Here is a 15,614-nt window from a genome sequence, read left to right on the forward strand (position 1 = left end):
CTACCGCGACAACCCGCCATGCAGCGTCGGCACGTCCAGCGCCGCAAACCCGTAATGCCGCAACCACCGCAGATCGGAATCAAAGAACGCGCGCAAATCCGGGATGCCGTATTTCAGCATCGCGATCCGGTCGATCCCCATGCCAAAGGCAAAGCCCTGCCATTCATTGGGGTCGATATTGCCGGCCTGCAAGACCTTCGGATGCACCATCCCGCTTCCGAGAATCTCAAGCCAGTCGTCGCCCTCGCCCACCTTGAGAGTGCCACCCTCCCAGGAACAGCGGATATCGACCTCGGCCGAGGGTTCGGTGAACGGGAAATGCGAGGCGCGAAAGCGCAACTCGACATCATCGACCTCGAAGAACGCCTTCACGAACTCTTCCAGCACCCATTTGAGGTTGGCCATGCTGATGTCCTTGTCGATCGCCAGACCCTCGATCTGATGAAACATCGGCGTGTGGGTCTGGTCATAATCGGCGCGATAGACACGGCCCGGCGCGATCACCCGCAAAGGCGCGCCCTGATCCTGCATCGTGCGGATCTGAACCGGGCTTGTATGGGTGCGCAGCACATGCGGCGGGCGATCATCACCGGGCGCACGATGGGTGTAAAACGTATCCATCTCGGCGCGCGCCGGATGATGGCCGGGAATATTCAGCGCGTCGAAATTGAACCAGTCGCTTTCAATCTGCGGCCCCTCGGCCACGGCAAACCCCATATCGGCAAAAATCGCCGTCACCTCTTCGGTCACCTGGCTGACGGGGTGAATCGTCCCCACCCGGCGGTGGCGCGCCGGAAGCGTGACATCCATCCATTCGGCGCGCAGACGCTCATCAAGCGCGGCATCGGCCAGGCCCTGCTTCTTGGCGGCCAGTGCGCTGTTGATTTCATCCTTGAGGGCATTAAGCTTGGGTCCGGCCACTTGCCGTTCCTCGGCGCTCATCTTGCCAAGCTCTCGCATCTGAAGGCTGATCTCGCCCTTCTTGCCCACGGCCTGCACGCGCAGGTCCTCAAGCGCGGCCTCATCGGCGGCATTGGCAATCAGGCTGATATATTTGTCTCTGAGATCATCCATCGGTCTTATCCAAATACTGCGGGTCAAGCGCGGGTTACCCCGGCTGCGCCTTTAGCGCAAGTGACTGGCATAATCGGCGGTGAATTCGCCATAGCCATGCGCGGTCACCTTCAGGTGCTCCCGCATCTGCTCGTGCAGCACGGGAAGCTTGTGAAACGGCACCTGCGGCAGGGCGTGATGCTCGACATGATAGGGCATGTTCCAGGCCAGGAACCGGACAATCCTGTTGGTATAGGTGGTGCGGGTATTTTCAAACATATCGGCCACAAAGGCACAACGGCCATGCTCTGCCAACAGATACAGCCGCAAAAACGGCTGCCCAAGCAGGCACGGCAGAAGCCAGACCCAAAACAAAAGCGGCGTGACCAGAAGACCAAGCCCCGCCAGCCCGTAAAATACCAGCATGACACGCGCTTCCCGCCGCACCCGGCGATACGCACGCGCGGGCACATAGCCGCCCGGATCACGCCCCATCGCATTGCCGACAACCTGCCGGATCATGCTTGCCCAAAAGGGTAACCCCGAAACATGGATCACATAAGCCGCGCACGTCTCAGGCCTGGCCCCGGACAAAAGCTCGGGGTCCTTGCCAGGAATATTGGTGAACCGATGATGCGCCAGGTGAAAATAGCGAAACCACTCGAACGGCAAAATTAGCAAAAGCCCCGCAATCCGCCCTACCCATTCGTTCAATCGCTCCGACCGAAACGGCGTCTTATGGGTGGCCTCATGCTCCAGCGTGAACAGAAAGCAAATCGCTATTCCCTGCCCGACAAGCGCGAGCGGCCAAAGAAACCAGCCCTGCGCGATCCATATCCCGAAGACCAGCACAAGCGCCACATGCCCCGCCAGATGGCACAGCCCGGCCGCATTTTCCCTCTCCATCAGCGCCGCACGCATGTCCCGCGGCAACCCTGAAATAAACCCCTTGTGATCCATGCAAAAAGCCTACGCAAAATCCGGGCCACAGGCCATAGCCCGGCTTCTTCTTGGGCCAAATACTCATTCCGACCGCAAGGCCCCGTGCCCGGCCGACTTTCCAGCCCCTTTGAGGGTGCGGGGCGGGCGGGTGGGAGCGCCCTCAAAGGGGCAGGCCCCGCCGCGCTCAGGCCGGTTGCAATGCACCAAAGGCCTGTCGCCGCACGGCTTCCGGGGCTTCACCGTATTTCTGGACAAACCATTTCTTCATCAACGAGACATTGGAAAAGCCGCAGGCCACCGATACCTCGTTCATCGGCATCGCTGTCTGCGTCAACAACCGGCGCGCCCGGTCAAGCCGCAGGTCGCGATAGACATTCAACGGCGTCTGGCGCAACAAATCGCCAAATCCCCGTTCAAGCTTGCGGGCGCTGACCCCAAGCAGGTCGGCGATCTGCCCCACGCTCAGAGTATCCTCGAGATGCTCAAGCATGATCTGAAGCGCGCCATTCAGCGTGGCATCCCCCTGCGCAAGCCGGTGATAGCGCAGGTGCTCGCTTGCCGGCGCCTCACGGCCCGGCTCGCTCAGCCCCAAATACCGCGCCAGGCTGGTACGGGTGAATTCGCCATCGCGTGCCCCGACAAGCTCGACCATCATCTGCACGGCAGCGGCGGGACTGATGGCGCTGCTCAGCGCCTTGTGATGACAGGTGGTCTGATCGCTGAATTCGATCCGGCGGCTTGTTTCCTGCACGCCGGGGCGGAAATCGGGATGTACCGCAAGCTGACGCGCGCCAAGAACTCCGGCAGCAAGCGGCACAAACACCGCCGAGCCGACAAGGCAAACCCGCGCCGCATTGCGGATCGCGCGGCGCAGGGCGACAATATCCTCCTGCACCGGTCGCCATGCCAACTCGATCCCGCCCACAAGCACCAGGGTCTGATCCGGGCCACAGCCTTCGATCCCGGCAAGCCCGCCGACACCGCAGACATGATCCCAGGTATAGCTTTCGCGCCCCAAAAGCCGGTTCGCCGAGCGCAGCACGTCGATACAGGCCTCGGCGGCAAAGGCCATGGCCGGGCCTTGCGACACGAACAGGAAATCGCCCGACAGGCTGCGCCGTGAATGTAGCGCCGCTCCAGCGTTGGACCGTTCAGAAGTGAGGGCATCAAGATACATGGTGATTGTCCTTTCCTGTCGTGCCGTCGGCTTGGCGGATAAAACTCAGGTTATATTGGCCAGCGAGGTTTCAATCGCATGCAGGAACGAACCTGCGGATGAGCTGCCTGAAAGCAGGCGGTAACTGTCGTCACCGGTGCGGATGATCAGCGTACCCAGATGCTCCATCATCGTGCGCGCACTATCCCCGATCGCAAAGACATCGGGATGCAGGTCAATCGGGCAAATCCGCTCCAGCGCGCGGCGTGCACTCGGCCCCGAAAGATCAAGCGCCACCCAGACGTCGGTCTGATCGGTGGTATAGGCGGCCCCCTTAAGGCGCGCGGCCACGACCCGTTCGGCATCAGGCGTCGGATGCACAAAGATCACAAAGGCAAGATCGCTACCCAGACGCACAAGTCGGCTGTCATCCTTTGCCAGGCTGGATTTTCCGACCTCGGGCAAGGCCACGCCATAGGCCGCCCTGATCGCCTTCCCGGCGGGTTTTTCCTCGCCCAGTGGCAGGGCGACCGACACGATCGCAAGATCGGCGGGCGCCATAAGGCGGGTGCCCGCGACAGAGATATCGGTGCCCGCAAGCGGGGCGGCGGATGTAAGGGTATACTCAGGCACGAAGACGATCTCCTGCTGGATCAATGAAATGCGCCGAGACGATCTCGACCTCCATTTCGGTTCCGTGAACCGGACTTACGGCGCGCACGATCTCGCCCATGCGTGTGTCGCCGTTCTTGATAAAGCCAAGCCCGACGGAATGGCCAAGGCTTGGCGAAAAGGCCACCGACGACATCCAGCCCTGATCGTTATCCATGATCGCCTTGTCGCCCCTAGTGATGAAATGCGACCCGGCAATCAGGCCGCGATCCTTTTCGACCGGGCGGAACCCGACCAGTTTCACGGCATCCTCACGCACCATTTCAGGGCGTTGCGACAGGACATTGCCGATACATTCCTTGGTCTGGCTGACCATCTTGCCCATGCCAAGATTATGCGCCGTGGTCTGGCCGTTAAGTTCGTTACCGGCAGCATGACCCTTTTCGATGCGCATCACGCCAAGCGCCTCGGTGCCATAGGGCGTGGCGTCAAATTCGCGCCCGGCCCGCATCAGGACATCCATCATCGCATTTCCATAACGCGCGGGCACCGCCACCTCATAGGCAAGCTCGCCCGAGAACGAGATCCGGAAAAGCCGCGCCGGAGTGCCATTGCAAACCGTCACCTCGCCGCAGGCCATGAACGGAAACGCCTCGTTCGAGAGATCATGCGCCTCGTCCACCACCTTACGCAAAAGGTTGCGCGCATTGGGACCGGCCACGGCAAACTGTGCCCAGCCATCGGTGGTCGAAATCAGATGCACATCCATATCCGGCCAGAGGCACTGGCGCGCGAATTCAAGCCGACGGAACACCAGAACCGCATTGGCGGTGGTGGTGGTCATCACGAAGTGATTTTCCGACATGCGTGCGGTGGTGCCATCGTCATAGGCAATGCCATCCTCGCGCAGCATAAGCCCATAGCGCACCCGCCCCACGGCAAGCTTGGCGAACCCATTGGCATAGACCTTGTTGAGAAATGCGGCCGCGTCCTTGCCCTGAACGTCAATCTTGCCAAGCGTGGTCACGTCGCAGATGCCGACCGATTTACGGGTCGCCAGAACCTCGCGATCAACCGAATCGCGCCAGCCCTTTTCGCCGGGCCGGGCAAACCACTGCGCCCGAAGCCAGTTGCCGACCTCGACAAAGGTGGCACCGTTTTCCTTGGCCCAGTTATGGCTTGGCGTCAGACGATAGGGCCGGAAATCGCGACCGCGCGATCGGCCGCCAAGGGCGCCGATCGGCACCGGCGTATAAGGCGGGCGGAAAATCGTGGTGCCGGTTTCCGGGATCGTCTTGCCGGTGCATTCCGCCATGATCGCCAGCGCCGGGATATTCGCAGTCTTGCCCTGATCGGTGGCCATGCCAAGCGTGGTATAGCGCTTGAGATGCTCAACCGAGCGAAAGCCTTCGCGGTGCGATTGCCTGACGTCCTTGACCGTCACGTCGTTCTGAAGATCAAGCCAGCCGCGCTTGGTGCTTTCGCGCACATGCCAGTAGGGCACGCACTCGCGCGGCTCGTCCTCGGCGCGGGGCAGGTCGGCTTTGCTTGGTTTGTACCCCAGCGCCTCGATCTGGGTATTGGCCACGCTTTGGCCCTCGGCCATGGCTGCGGCCAGCGTCATCGCCCCATTCGCGGCCCCCGCAACGGCCATCCCCGGCGGAAGATCACGCCCCGGCACAAAGGCCGAAATATCGTCGCGCCACGCGGGCCGCCCGCGTTGGTGACAGGTCAGGTGCACATTTGGGTTCCAGCCGCCCGAGACCGCAAGACAGTCGACCGGAATCACCTGACCATCGGTCAGGGTAACCGATTTCAGCCCCTTGCGCCCGATCGTATCGACCACACCCGCATTGCGAATGTGACGCGCGCCCGGCACATCGCAAACCGCAGGCGCGTCGCGCACGTCGATGATCGCGGGCACATGTACGCCCTTGGCGACAAGATCGGCGGCCGTGCGCCAGCCGTCGTCGTTATTGGTAAACACCGCAACCTGCTGGCCCGGTGTGACGCCATAGCGGTTGGCATAAGAGCGCACCGAACCGGCCAGCATCACGCCGGGGCGGTCGTTGTTGCCAAAGGCAATCGGGCGTTCGGTCGCCCCCGCCGCCAGAACCGCACGTTTCGACGTTACACGCCACAGGATTTGCCGGGGCTTGCCGCCCGAGCTTGCCAAGTGGTCGGTGCAACGCTCAAGCGCGCCGTAAACCCCATGATCATAGGCACCGTAAACCGTGGTGCGCGACATCAGGCGCACGTTGTCCATCGCCGCCAGTTCAACCAGCGCCTCTTTGGCCCAACCGGCACCGGGCACGCCGCCAACTTCAAGCGTTTCGGAATTGAGGCGCCCGCCAAGGGTGAAATCCTCATCCGCCAGAATGACCCGCGCCCCGGCACGTCCCGCCGTGAGCGCCGCCACAAGACCCGTGGGACCGGCGCCGATCACAAGCAGGTCGCAATGCAGATAACCCTTGTCATAGATGTCCGGATCTTCCTGCATCGACAGGCGCCCAAGGCCGGCGGATTTGCGGATGATCGGCTCGTAGAGCTTTTCCCAGAAGGCACGCGGCCACATGAAGGTCTTGTAATAAAACCCCGCCGAGAGGAATGGCGACATGAAATCCGTCACCGCCATCAGGTCGTGTTCAAGCGATCCGCGATGGTTCTGGCTTTTGGCCTGAAGCCCGTCGAACAACTCGGTCACGGTGGCGCGTGTGTTGGGCTCCTGATGCGCACCGCTTCGAAGCTCGACAAGCGCGTTCGGCTCTTCCGATCCGGCAGTGAATATCCCGCGCGGGCGGTGGTATTTGAACGACCGCCCCACCAGGCGCTGGCCGTTGGCCAAAAGCGCCGAGGCCAGCGTATCGCCGGGATGGCCCTGCATCGCTTTACCGTTGAAGGTGAATTTGAACTCTTGTGCGCGGTCGATCTGGCCGCCGCTGATCCGGTTGACCTGGCTCATTTGCTACGCCCCTTTGCCCGGGCCACATCGCGGGCCATTTCGACCGAAGTAATCTCATGGGTGGTGGTGTCGCGGGTCACCACGAGCCACGAGCGGTCGCCCTGTTCGTGATACCAAAGCTCGGCATGTTTGCCCGCCGGGTTGTCGCGCAGATAGCCGTATGCATGGAACGCCTCGGCGGCATCGTCGGCCTGCCAGTCGGGGCGCTCAATCAGAGAGGCATCGCCGAGATAGACAAATTCGGCGGCATCGCGGGGGCCAAGAAGGGGGTGATTGATGATCATGCGTCCGTGCCCTTTGTCAGCGGTTGGACTTGAGTATTTTTGGAAAGATGAAAGGTCATATGGGCGCGCCTCAATGCAGGTTGGGCTGATTGCCCTGACCTTTTTCGTCGATCAGGTTGCCGCGCCTGAACCGGTCAAGACGCATTTGCGTGGCCACCGGGTGGGGTGTGTCCTTGGCCAGCAGATGCGCATAGCACATGCCGCTTGCCGGCGTTGCCTTGAACCCGCCATAGCACCAGCCGCCGTTGAAATAGAGGCCGTCGATATCGGTTTTGTCGATGAAGGGAGAGCCATCCATCGACATATCCATGATGCCGCCCCAGCTTCGCAGCAGGCGGGCGCGCCCGATCATCGGCATGATCGCCATGCCGCCCTCGGCGACGTCCTCGACCACGGGCAGGTTGCCGCGTTGCGCATAGGAATTATAGCCGTCGATATCGCCGCCAAACACGAGCCCGCCCTTGTCGGACTGACTAACGTAGAAATGGCCCGCCCCGAAGGTGATCACGCCGGGCAGGACCGGTTTGAGGCCTTCGGTCACGAACGCCTGGAGAACATGGCTTTCGATCGGCAGGCGCATGCCCGCCTGCGCCATCACCCGGCCCGACGAGCCGGCGACACAGACCGCGACCTTGCGCGCACGGATCGCACCGCGCGAGGTTTGAACACCGCGGCATTTGCCGTTTTCGATGTCAAAGCCGGTCACCTCGCAGTTCTGGATGATATCCACGCCGCGTTCATCCGCACCGCGCGCATAGCCCCAGGCCACTGCATCGTGGCGCACCGTGCCGCCCCGCCGCTGAAACAACCCGCCCTTGATCGGGAAGCGCGCGTTTTCATAATCGAGGAACGGCAATTCGGCGCGAAGCTGTTCGGTGGTTGCAAGCTCGGCATCGGCACCGGCCAGGAACATCGCGTTGGCGCGGCGCACGAAGGCATCACGCTGTGCATCGGTGTGAAACAGGTTCAGGATCGACCGCTGGCTGACCATGGCATTATAGTTGAAATCCTGTTCAAGCCCCTCCCAGAGCTTGAGCGACATTTCATAAAACGGTTCATTGCCCGGCAGCATGTAATTCGAGCGGATGATCGTGGTGTTGCGCCCGATATTGCCCGAGCCGATCCAGCCCTTTTCGAGAACCGCGATGTTGCGCATCCCGAATTCTCGGGCGAGGTAATAGGCCGTTGCCAGACCATGACCGCCGCCACCGATGATCACGATGTCATATTCCGGTTTCGGGTCAGGCTCGCGCCAAACCGGTTTCCAGCCTTTGTTCCCGGTCAGCCCCTCGCGGAGGATTTTCAAGGCAGAGTAGCGCATGAGGCGATGCATCCTGTTGGTGTCTCTGATCCAGCATCGCGTTTTAACCAAGGATAGACTTGCCTGAAAAAGTCACATACGTACCAAATATGGACAAGATTACACGAAACCCGGCCTAGCCCCTGAGAATCGGCATCCTGCCGATAGAAGGCTTTGCGCTTATGTCCTATGCCGCCACGACAGAACCCTGGCGCGCCGCCAACCTTTTGGCCGGGCGCAGGTTGTACGAGGTGATCAACATCGCCGCCACGGCCAGACCGGTCGCAAGTTCCGGGGCCGCCGAGATAACGCCGCAGGCGGGGCTGGGGGATGATCTTCGCCTTGATTACCTGTTTGTAGTCGCCGGGGGCGATCCGGCCCTTTATCCTGCCCGGCCAATCACCGCATGGCTCACGCGACAGGCACGCGCCGGGGTTGTCCTTGGCGGGGTATCGGGCGGGCCGATCATCCTGGCGCGCGCCGGGCTAATGGCTGGGCGGCGTATGACGGTGCATTGGGAATATGCCACGGCCCTGGCCGAAATTTCGCCGCAGCTTGCGATCGAGCGCACGCTTTACGTGATCGACCGCGACCGGATGACCTGTGCCGGGGGCACCGCGCCGATGGACCTTATGCATGCGTTGATTGCCCAGCATCATGGCACCGATTTCGCCCGTCACGTCAGCGACTGGTTCATGCATACCGAGATCCGCCCGCCCACCGGGCCACAGCGATCGGGGCTTGTCGAGAGGGTCGGCACTCATGCTCCGGCCATTCTGGACGCGGTCGAGGCGATGGAGGGCAATATCGCCGATCCCCTGCGCCTTGATCAGCTTGCAAAACAGGCGCGACTGTCGGCGCGGCAACTCAACCGGCTGTTTCAGGACAAGCTTGGCACCACGACCATGGGCTATTACCGCGAATTGCGGCTGGAGCGGGCGCAGAACCTGCTGCGCAATTCGGGCCTGTCGCTGACCGAGATCGCACTTGCCACCGGCTTTGCCAGTTCCTCGCATTTCTCGCGGGCCTATACCGCGCAATTCGGACAGGCACCCTCGCGCTATCGCCAAGCGTAAAGTGCTGAATCAGACCCTAGTCTGGCCGCCGCCTGGTTTGATCCGCCTGAAGCAGCGCCTCGATTCTGGCGAGCCGCCCGACGACCTCGTCGCGATGACTGTCGGTCCTTTCGACATCCTCAGCATGGTGCGCATCCTGCATTGAATTCACGATCAGACCGACCAGAAGGTTCACCACGGCAAAGGTCGTGACCATGATGAAAGGCACGAAAAACGCCCAAGCATAGGGGAACACCTCCATCACCGGGCGTACGATGCCCATCGACCAGGATTCAAGCGTCATGATCTGAAACAGCGAATAGGCAGAGCGCCCCAGATCGCCAAACCACTCGGGGAAATGTGCGCCGAAAAGCTTGGTCGCCATGACCGAACCGATGTAAAACAGCATCCCCATCAGCAGGAAAACCGACCCCATTCCCGGCAGGGCATTGACCAGCCCTTCGACCACCCGGCGCAAGGACGGCGCAACCGAAACCACCCGCAAAAGCCGCAGGATGCGCAGCGCGCGCAGCACCGAAAGACCTTGCGTGGCGGGCACCAGAGAGATGCCGACGATCACGAAATCAAAGATGTTCCAGCCGCGAGAGAAAAACCCGGTCACACCGCGTGCAAAAAGCTTGGCCGCGATTTCAACCACGAAGACCGCAAGGCAAAGCTGATCCAAAAGGGTGATGAGATCACCGGCCCGATCCATGACCGGGGCCGAGGTTTCCATTCCCAGAATGAGGGCGTTGAACAGGATCACCCCGAGAATGGCGTTCTGAACAGTGGATTTATCGAGGAAGCTGCCGACGTGGGTGCGAGAAATCATGGGCCTGCCTATATGTCCTGCCTGAATATTTGCGCTTCATATGGGCGCACACCGGCAAAGCTGCAAGCCGCGAACCTCTAGTCCTTGGCGCGCGCAAGCATCCGGCCAAGCGGACGACCGCCGAGAATATGCAGATGGTAATGCGGCACCTCCTGCACGCCATTCTCGCCCGCGTTGCTTATGCTGCGAAAGCCATCGCCGCCCTCGCCCGGCTGCACGCCGGTCAGGCGGCAAACCTCGCCCACCGTTCGGGTGAAATCGACGATTTCGGCATCTGTCGCGGCAAGGGCGAAATGATCGTGACAGACATAGGGCCCCTTGGGGATCACCAGCACATGCACCGGCGCCTGCGGCTCGATGTCATAGAACGCCAGGCTATGCCCGGTTTCCAGAACGGTCTTATTGGGGATTTCACCGCGCAGAATCTTGGCGAAAATGTTCTGCTCGTCATAGGCATAGGGCATGGTGGTCCTCAGTCTGCAAAAAGATGGTCTTGTCGGGTGATTTCATGCGCCTTTTCGCGCGAGATATCAAGGAAGCGCACCAGAAGATCGGCATGCTGATCGCGCTCGTCGGATTGACGCAGGATCAGATGGTTTTCAAAACCTGCATCCCGGATACTGTCGCTTTCATAGGTCATGTCGCCCCGGATGGTCGGTAACAGCCGCGCAAGCGTATCCTCGGGCGTCTGTTCGCCGGTAAGGCCGACGCGCATGGCATGACCGATAAGGTATTCATCGCTAAAATCGCATTGTACCTCCAAAAGTCTGGTGGTCGCGCGGTCCCCGCAGAAATCCTGCAACAGATCAATGCTGCCGGGGTCCATGCACACGATAAGGCGGTCGGTTTCGTAATAATCAAACAGCATCCGCATCAGGGCACGGCGATGGCGCGTGCGTTTGGCCAAGGTGGCCTGAATGCCCCCCAGATCAGGCAGGGCCGTGCTCTCTTCGTTAAACAGGTACTCGATCGCGGGCAGGTTCGTGACCTGGCGAATCCGGTCCAGCAGACGCTTGGCCACATGCCATTTCTTGCAGACCACGATCATCAATTCGCGCTCGCGGCCGAGGCTGCTTTCGGTTTCCCAGAAACGGCTTGCAAAGCGGCGCCCATCACGGCCTCGCGCCGAAAGAAACTTGAAGAGACTGCGCCCCTCGTCGGAAATCTGGAAGCGGGCGCTGTCATTGGCATAAAGCATGCCAAGACGTCGCTTGAGTTCCAGCGCCTCAGGGCTGATCTTGCGGGCAAACAGGTAATCCTGACCCAGCAAAAGATCGTAGTGATCGTTATAAAAGGTCACCGGCATGCCGTAATCGGTGAACATCAGGAACGTCAGGGTCCGGGTGCTGATCTCATTTTCGGGCACCAGATGGGGCACCAGCGTTTGAAAAAACGTCTCGTCGGGAATCCAGGTCGTGCGAAAGAAGCGCATCACGTCGCGCCGCTTGCGCGTGAAATCAAGAATCCATTCAATCGTGCGGCGGCGCAGACACCACCACTGGCTTCCGATCTGAACCTGGATGTCGCGCGGGATCTCGCGGGTCAGGCCAAGCCTGGTTTGCAGGTTGTAAGAGGCATAGAACCTTTTGGGCTGGGTCCGTTCATTAAAGAAGTGGCGGTAAATAAGCCGCTCTTCCTTCATCCCGGTCTTGATCCAGTCACTGTCGAAGTAATCAAAGCTTTCGATGTAATCGACATCCGCGGAATCCAGAAACTCATGCGCAAAGCTGGCGGATTTGATCGGCGCGCAATCCCCCGACAGCATGTAGAAATGCGTGGCGCGCGGAAAGGCTTGGACTGCGGCCTCGACAGCGTAAAGCGTCGCCTGCACAAGCGACCACTCGCCCCAACCGCACTTGATCCGCTTTTTGGCGAAGGTCACATTCGGATTGTCGGCCAATTCGGTTTTGATCCGCTCGAAATACTCGGGCTTGGCGCGGGCATCGAAATGAACCGCCATATAGTCGCCCGCCGCCGTAAGCATCTGCGCCTGACGAATAATCGCCTCGGGGTCTTTATGGCATAGAAGGATAAAGGCGATTTTTGCCATTACAGAAACGATTTAACCCTGATTTCCTGGACTGTTTATAGCAATAGCCGTGAAGAAGGTCCGAATAAACAGACTTTCTTTGGTTTTTTGAACCGGGTAGACATAATTCAAAGCTGCAAAAAACAGGCAGCAGTGTGCGGAGGCAGTAAATATGGGGTTCCCAGGCACCTGGATGACCGAGAGTGAAAGCGTGGTTTATCGCGTGGTTCCGAAATGCGCCTGCTCGACGATCGGTCAGGTTCTTTATTATTCGGATCATGGCAAATTTTTTGACGGCGACATTCATGACGCGACCGACGGCCTGCATAAATGGGCCCGTGAGGACAGCCAGAAACTGATCAATGCGAATGCCAGGACGCACACCTCTTATGCCTTCACCTGCGTGAGAAATCCCTACACCCGCATCCTGTCGAGCTTTTTCGACAAGATCTGCGGCATTCAGCGCAACGGCAGGCGCTATCGCGGCAAGCTTGTGCCGACCCTTGTCCAGAAATACGGGATCGAGGTTGGCGGCGATGACGGCAAACAGGACTTTGACCAAATCAAAAGCTTTCGTCGCTTTCTTTTGTTCGCGCGCGACACCATCCGCTGGAAACGCCCGATGGAGCCCGACATTCACTGGTCGGCCATGTCGGGCCACGTGTCGACATTCATCGTGAACGGCGGCACCTATGACAAGATTTTCTGGACCGAGAAATTCAATGACGGGATGCAAGAGGTGCTTGACGCGATCAACAGCCCGGAAAAGGTCGATCTCAAGAAAATGCCGCGGTTCAATGAATCCGAGGGGCACGGTCCAAAGCGCGCCCATCCGGTAGAGGACTATTTCGACGATCTGTCGATGCATCTGGTCTATGAAATCTACAAGCGCGATTTCGAGCTGTTCAAATATGACTTCGAGAATCCTGCCAACAAAATGCCGACCGGCGAAATCGACCTTGCGGAAGTGCATGCAAAGCTGGGCGTTTGACCGATAGACCGGTGATTTCATAAGGGGCTTTGCATTTGCACCGAACTGGCGTATATGCCGCCCCATACATGCGCGTGATGCCCGCTCAGGCAAGAATCATGACCCCGGAGATCGGGGGCCCGGTCTGGTATCGTTGCGCGTCACATAACACATACCAAACCAAAGTAAGGGTCTGATTCACATGGCTAATACGCCCCAATCCAAAAAACGCGCACGTCAGAACGAAACCCGTTTTGCCGTCAACAAGGCGCGTCGCTCGCGCATCCGCACCTTTCTGCGCAAAGTAGAAGAAGCCATCGCATCCGGCGATAAGGAAGCGGCAACTGCCGCTCTGCGCGCGGCTCAGCCCGAGCTGATGCGTGGCGTCACCAAAGGCGTGTTCCACAAAAATACCGCTTCGCGCAAAATTTCGCGCCTTGCTGCACGGGTCAAGGCAATCGCCTAAGCCAACCCAGCTAAGTTATTGAATGCAAAAGGCACCGGTCCGATCGGTGCCTTTTTGTTTTTCCTCCTCCAAAACAGGCCCGATAGATTCTTTTCAGTCAAAGCCCCTGTCAAGCGCGAAGATCAGTTGCCCGCGCGCTTGCGACTTTGCTAGCTTCAGCAGGCGATTCACGCTTGGGGGGACAGGCTAAGTCAGCACTCGTATGCTTTTGAGAAACAAAAGCCGTTGTATGCTGTACTCTGCTTATGTCCATTGCGTATGCATTTTATAAGGCACTCAAAGTGCGCGGTTTTTGGGACGGGCCGCGACACCTTAGTTATGGCTTACTGAAATGTATTTGGCTTTGTGTTAAAGATTTGACAGCCGTTGATTTTGGTCATCGGGCAACATGTCTTTTTTTCAAAACCCGATCCTGGTCGCAGACCAAGGCGGCCTGACCATGTCAGGCTGGTATTTGGATGATCAATAGTCGCGAAACGGGGAAGCATGACACAAGATCAATGGGGCCAGTTGAAGCAGAAGCTTCAGCAATCAGTCGGGCAGAGCAATTTCAAGAACTGGATTGAACCGCTGGAGTTTTCCGAACTCGCGGATGGTGTGGCGACATTTCAGGTCCCCACCAGCTTTCTTGGCAACTATGTCTCGCAACACTTCGGCGATCTTATCCTCTATCAGATGAATTCGGTCGTCCCCGACGTCCGACGCATTCACTTTCAGGTGGCAGCCAACACCGCCGAACGCCCCACTCGGGCACCGGCACGCCAGTCGCAGCCGGCCACAGGCAGCGCGAACGGCATGCCGGCGGGCGACAGCATGGTGCCGACCGCGCCGCTGGATGAGCGCTTTACTTTTGACACCTTTGTTGTCGGCAAACCCAACGAACTTGCCAATGCCGCCGCGCGCCGCGTTGCCGAAGGCGGGCCGACAACGTTCAACCCGCTGTTCCTTTACGGTGGTGTCGGCCTTGGCAAAACCCACCTGATGCACGCCATCGCTTGGGAGCTTCAGACCACCCGTCCAGACCTGAATGTCGTCTACCTGTCGGCCGAACAGTTCATGTATCGCTTCGTGCAGGCGCTGCGCGACCGCAAGATGATGGATTTCAAGGAAATGTTCCGCTCGGTTGATGTGCTGATGGTTGATGACGTTCAGTTCATCGCGGGCAAGGACAGCACCCAGGAAGAGTTTTTCCACACCTTCAACGCGCTGGTCGATCAGAACAAGCAGATCGTGATTTCCGCCGACCGCGCCCCCGGCGAAATCGCCAATCTGGAAGAACGGATCAAGTCGCGCCTGCAATGCGGCTTGGTGGTTGACCTGCACCCGACCGATTACGAATTGCGCCTTGGCATCCTTCAGTCCAAGGTCGAGCGTCACCGCGAACAATATCCCGACCTGAACATGGCCGACGGCGTGCTGGAATTCCTTGCCCATCGCATCAGCACCAATGTGCGCGTTCTGGAAGGCGCGATGACCCGGCTGTTTGCCTTTGCCTCGCTTGTCGGTCAGCCGATCACGCTTGAGCTGACCCAGGATTGCCTTGCCGATGTGCTACGCGCCTCCGAACGCAAGGTCTCGGTCGAAGAGATTCAGCGCAAGGTCTCGGATCACTATAACATCCGGCTGAGCGACATGATCGGCCCCAAACGCCTGCGCAGTTTTGCGCGGCCGCGTCAGGTGGCGATGTTCCTTTGCAAACAGATGACCAGCCGCTCTTTGCCCGAAATCGGCCGCCGGTTTGGCGGACGTGACCACACCACCGTGATGCATGGTGTAAAGCGGATCGAGGAACTGCGTATTCAGGATGCCCAGATCGCCGAGGATCTTGAGCTTTTGCGTCGCACCCTCGAGGGTTAAGCGCCAGACTTATCCGCACCTGACGGTCAGACCTGCCCCATCGGGCGGCTCTGACCTTGACGCTGCCTCAAATACAGCCGAAAACGCAATAAATCA

14 protein-coding genes are annotated in these 15,614 nt (G+C 59.5%); 4 read left to right on the plus strand and 10 right to left on the minus strand.

Annotated features, from left to right (window positions below; translation table 11 throughout):
* The 7 genes from pheS to QZ522_RS01900 all read right to left on the minus strand — a co-directional run bounded on the left by pheS (window position 1) and on the right by QZ522_RS01900 (window position 8,330).
* The gene (gene pheS, locus QZ522_RS01870; protein ID WP_294606856.1) at window positions 1-1,074 is read right to left on the minus strand and encodes a phenylalanine--tRNA ligase subunit alpha; all 1,074 of its coding nucleotides are present in this window, start codon (window positions 1,072-1,074) and stop codon (window positions 1-3) included.
* A 51-nt stretch (window positions 1,075-1,125) separates the two neighbouring features.
* The gene (locus QZ522_RS01875; RefSeq protein WP_294606858.1) at window positions 1,126-1,974 is read right to left on the minus strand and encodes a fatty acid desaturase; all 849 of its coding nucleotides are present in this window, start codon (window positions 1,972-1,974) and stop codon (window positions 1,126-1,128) included.
* A gap of 205 nt (window positions 1,975-2,179) precedes the next feature.
* The gene (locus QZ522_RS01880; RefSeq protein WP_294606860.1) at window positions 2,180-3,172 is read right to left on the minus strand and encodes a helix-turn-helix domain-containing protein; all 993 of its coding nucleotides are present in this window, start codon (window positions 3,170-3,172) and stop codon (window positions 2,180-2,182) included.
* A 45-nt stretch (window positions 3,173-3,217) separates the two neighbouring features.
* Window positions 3,218-3,784 carry a sarcosine oxidase subunit gamma gene (locus tag QZ522_RS01885; protein WP_294606862.1) on the minus strand — a complete coding sequence of 189 codons (567 nt, stop codon included), beginning with the start codon at window positions 3,782-3,784 and terminating at the stop codon, window positions 3,218-3,220.
* The gene (locus QZ522_RS01890) at window positions 3,777-6,725 is read right to left on the minus strand and encodes a sarcosine oxidase subunit alpha family protein (protein WP_294606863.1); all 2,949 of its coding nucleotides are present in this window, start codon (window positions 6,723-6,725) and stop codon (window positions 3,777-3,779) included. Before QZ522_RS01890 ends, QZ522_RS01885 begins: the two co-directional genes overlap by 8 nt.
* The gene (locus QZ522_RS01895) at window positions 6,722-7,009 is read right to left on the minus strand and encodes a sarcosine oxidase subunit delta (protein WP_294606865.1); all 288 of its coding nucleotides are present in this window, start codon (window positions 7,007-7,009) and stop codon (window positions 6,722-6,724) included. The genes QZ522_RS01890 and QZ522_RS01895 overlap by 4 nt, the downstream gene beginning before the upstream one ends.
* A gap of 70 nt (window positions 7,010-7,079) precedes the next feature.
* Window positions 7,080-8,330, minus strand: a complete 1,251-nt coding sequence (locus QZ522_RS01900; RefSeq protein WP_294606867.1) for a sarcosine oxidase subunit beta family protein — start codon at window positions 8,328-8,330, stop codon at window positions 7,080-7,082.
* A gap of 161 nt (window positions 8,331-8,491) precedes the next feature.
* Between QZ522_RS01900 and QZ522_RS01905 the strand changes: the two genes are divergently transcribed.
* Window positions 8,492-9,385: a GlxA family transcriptional regulator gene (locus QZ522_RS01905; RefSeq protein ID WP_294606869.1), complete on the plus strand. Its 894-nt coding sequence runs from the start codon at window positions 8,492-8,494 to the stop codon at window positions 9,383-9,385.
* 16 nt (window positions 9,386-9,401) lie between these two features.
* On the opposite strand, the gene QZ522_RS01910 is transcribed toward QZ522_RS01905, so the two are convergent.
* From QZ522_RS01910 to QZ522_RS01920, 3 genes are all read right to left on the minus strand, one after another.
* Window positions 9,402-10,196: an ion transporter gene (locus tag QZ522_RS01910; RefSeq protein ID WP_294606871.1), complete on the minus strand. Its 795-nt coding sequence runs from the start codon at window positions 10,194-10,196 to the stop codon at window positions 9,402-9,404.
* Window positions 10,197-10,273: 77 nt separating this feature from the next.
* Window positions 10,274-10,660, minus strand: coding sequence for an HIT domain-containing protein (locus QZ522_RS01915; RefSeq protein WP_294606873.1), 387 nt, complete (start codon window positions 10,658-10,660; stop codon window positions 10,274-10,276).
* An 8-nt stretch (window positions 10,661-10,668) separates the two neighbouring features.
* The gene (locus QZ522_RS01920; protein WP_294606875.1) at window positions 10,669-12,246 is read right to left on the minus strand and encodes a DUF5928 domain-containing protein; all 1,578 of its coding nucleotides are present in this window, start codon (window positions 12,244-12,246) and stop codon (window positions 10,669-10,671) included.
* A 151-nt stretch (window positions 12,247-12,397) separates the two neighbouring features.
* Here QZ522_RS01920 and QZ522_RS01925 point away from each other — a divergent pair, with 151 nt between their 5' ends.
* The 3 genes from QZ522_RS01925 (at window position 12,398) to dnaA (ending at window position 15,518) form a co-directional block, all read left to right on the plus strand.
* Entirely contained in the window at window positions 12,398-13,216 is an 819-nt protein-coding gene (locus tag QZ522_RS01925) for a sulfotransferase family protein (protein ID WP_294606877.1), read from the plus strand.
* Window positions 13,217-13,397: 181 nt separating this feature from the next.
* On the plus strand, window positions 13,398-13,661 hold the full coding sequence (rpsT, locus tag QZ522_RS01930) for a 30S ribosomal protein S20 (protein WP_294606879.1): 264 nt from the start codon (window positions 13,398-13,400) through the stop codon (window positions 13,659-13,661).
* A gap of 486 nt (window positions 13,662-14,147) precedes the next feature.
* Window positions 14,148-15,518 (plus strand): chromosomal replication initiator protein DnaA, encoded by a 1,371-nt coding sequence (gene dnaA / locus QZ522_RS01935; protein ID WP_294606881.1) that lies wholly within the window; start codon window positions 14,148-14,150, stop codon window positions 15,516-15,518.
* Window positions 15,519-15,614 lie beyond the last annotated feature (96 nt).

It is taken from the genome of uncultured Roseovarius sp. (genome assembly GCF_913054395.1).
Classification (GTDB): domain Bacteria; phylum Pseudomonadota; class Alphaproteobacteria; order Rhodobacterales; family Rhodobacteraceae; genus Roseovarius.

Bases quoted from the DNA above. Each gene is read 5' to 3' on its own strand.
- pheS (WP_294606856.1), bottom strand. From the start codon at position 1,074: ATGGATGATCTCAGAGACAAATATATCAGCCTGATTGCCAATGCCGCC.
- QZ522_RS01875 (WP_294606858.1), bottom strand. From the start codon at position 1,974: ATGCGTGCGGCGCTGATGGAGAGGGAAAATGCGGCCGGGCTGTGCCAT.
- QZ522_RS01880 (WP_294606860.1), bottom strand. From the start codon at position 3,172: ATGTATCTTGATGCCCTCACTTCTGAACGGTCCAACGCTGGAGCGGCG.
- QZ522_RS01890 (WP_294606863.1), bottom strand. From the start codon at position 6,725: ATGAGCCAGGTCAACCGGATCAGCGGCGGCCAGATCGACCGCGCACAA.
- QZ522_RS01895 (WP_294606865.1), bottom strand. From the start codon at position 7,009: ATGATCATCAATCACCCCCTTCTTGGCCCCCGCGATGCCGCCGAATTT.
- QZ522_RS01900 (WP_294606867.1), bottom strand. From the start codon at position 8,330: ATGCGCTACTCTGCCTTGAAAATCCTCCGCGAGGGGCTGACCGGGAAC.
- QZ522_RS01905 (WP_294606869.1), top strand. From the start codon at position 8,492: ATGTCCTATGCCGCCACGACAGAACCCTGGCGCGCCGCCAACCTTTTG.
- QZ522_RS01910 (WP_294606871.1), bottom strand. From the start codon at position 10,196: ATGATTTCTCGCACCCACGTCGGCAGCTTCCTCGATAAATCCACTGTT.
- QZ522_RS01915 (WP_294606873.1), bottom strand. From the start codon at position 10,660: ATGCCCTATGCCTATGACGAGCAGAACATTTTCGCCAAGATTCTGCGC.
- QZ522_RS01920 (WP_294606875.1), bottom strand. From the start codon at position 12,246: ATGGCAAAAATCGCCTTTATCCTTCTATGCCATAAAGACCCCGAGGCG.
- QZ522_RS01925 (WP_294606877.1), top strand. From the start codon at position 12,398: ATGGGGTTCCCAGGCACCTGGATGACCGAGAGTGAAAGCGTGGTTTAT.
- rpsT (WP_294606879.1), top strand. From the start codon at position 13,398: ATGGCTAATACGCCCCAATCCAAAAAACGCGCACGTCAGAACGAAACC.
- dnaA (WP_294606881.1), top strand. From the start codon at position 14,148: ATGACACAAGATCAATGGGGCCAGTTGAAGCAGAAGCTTCAGCAATCA.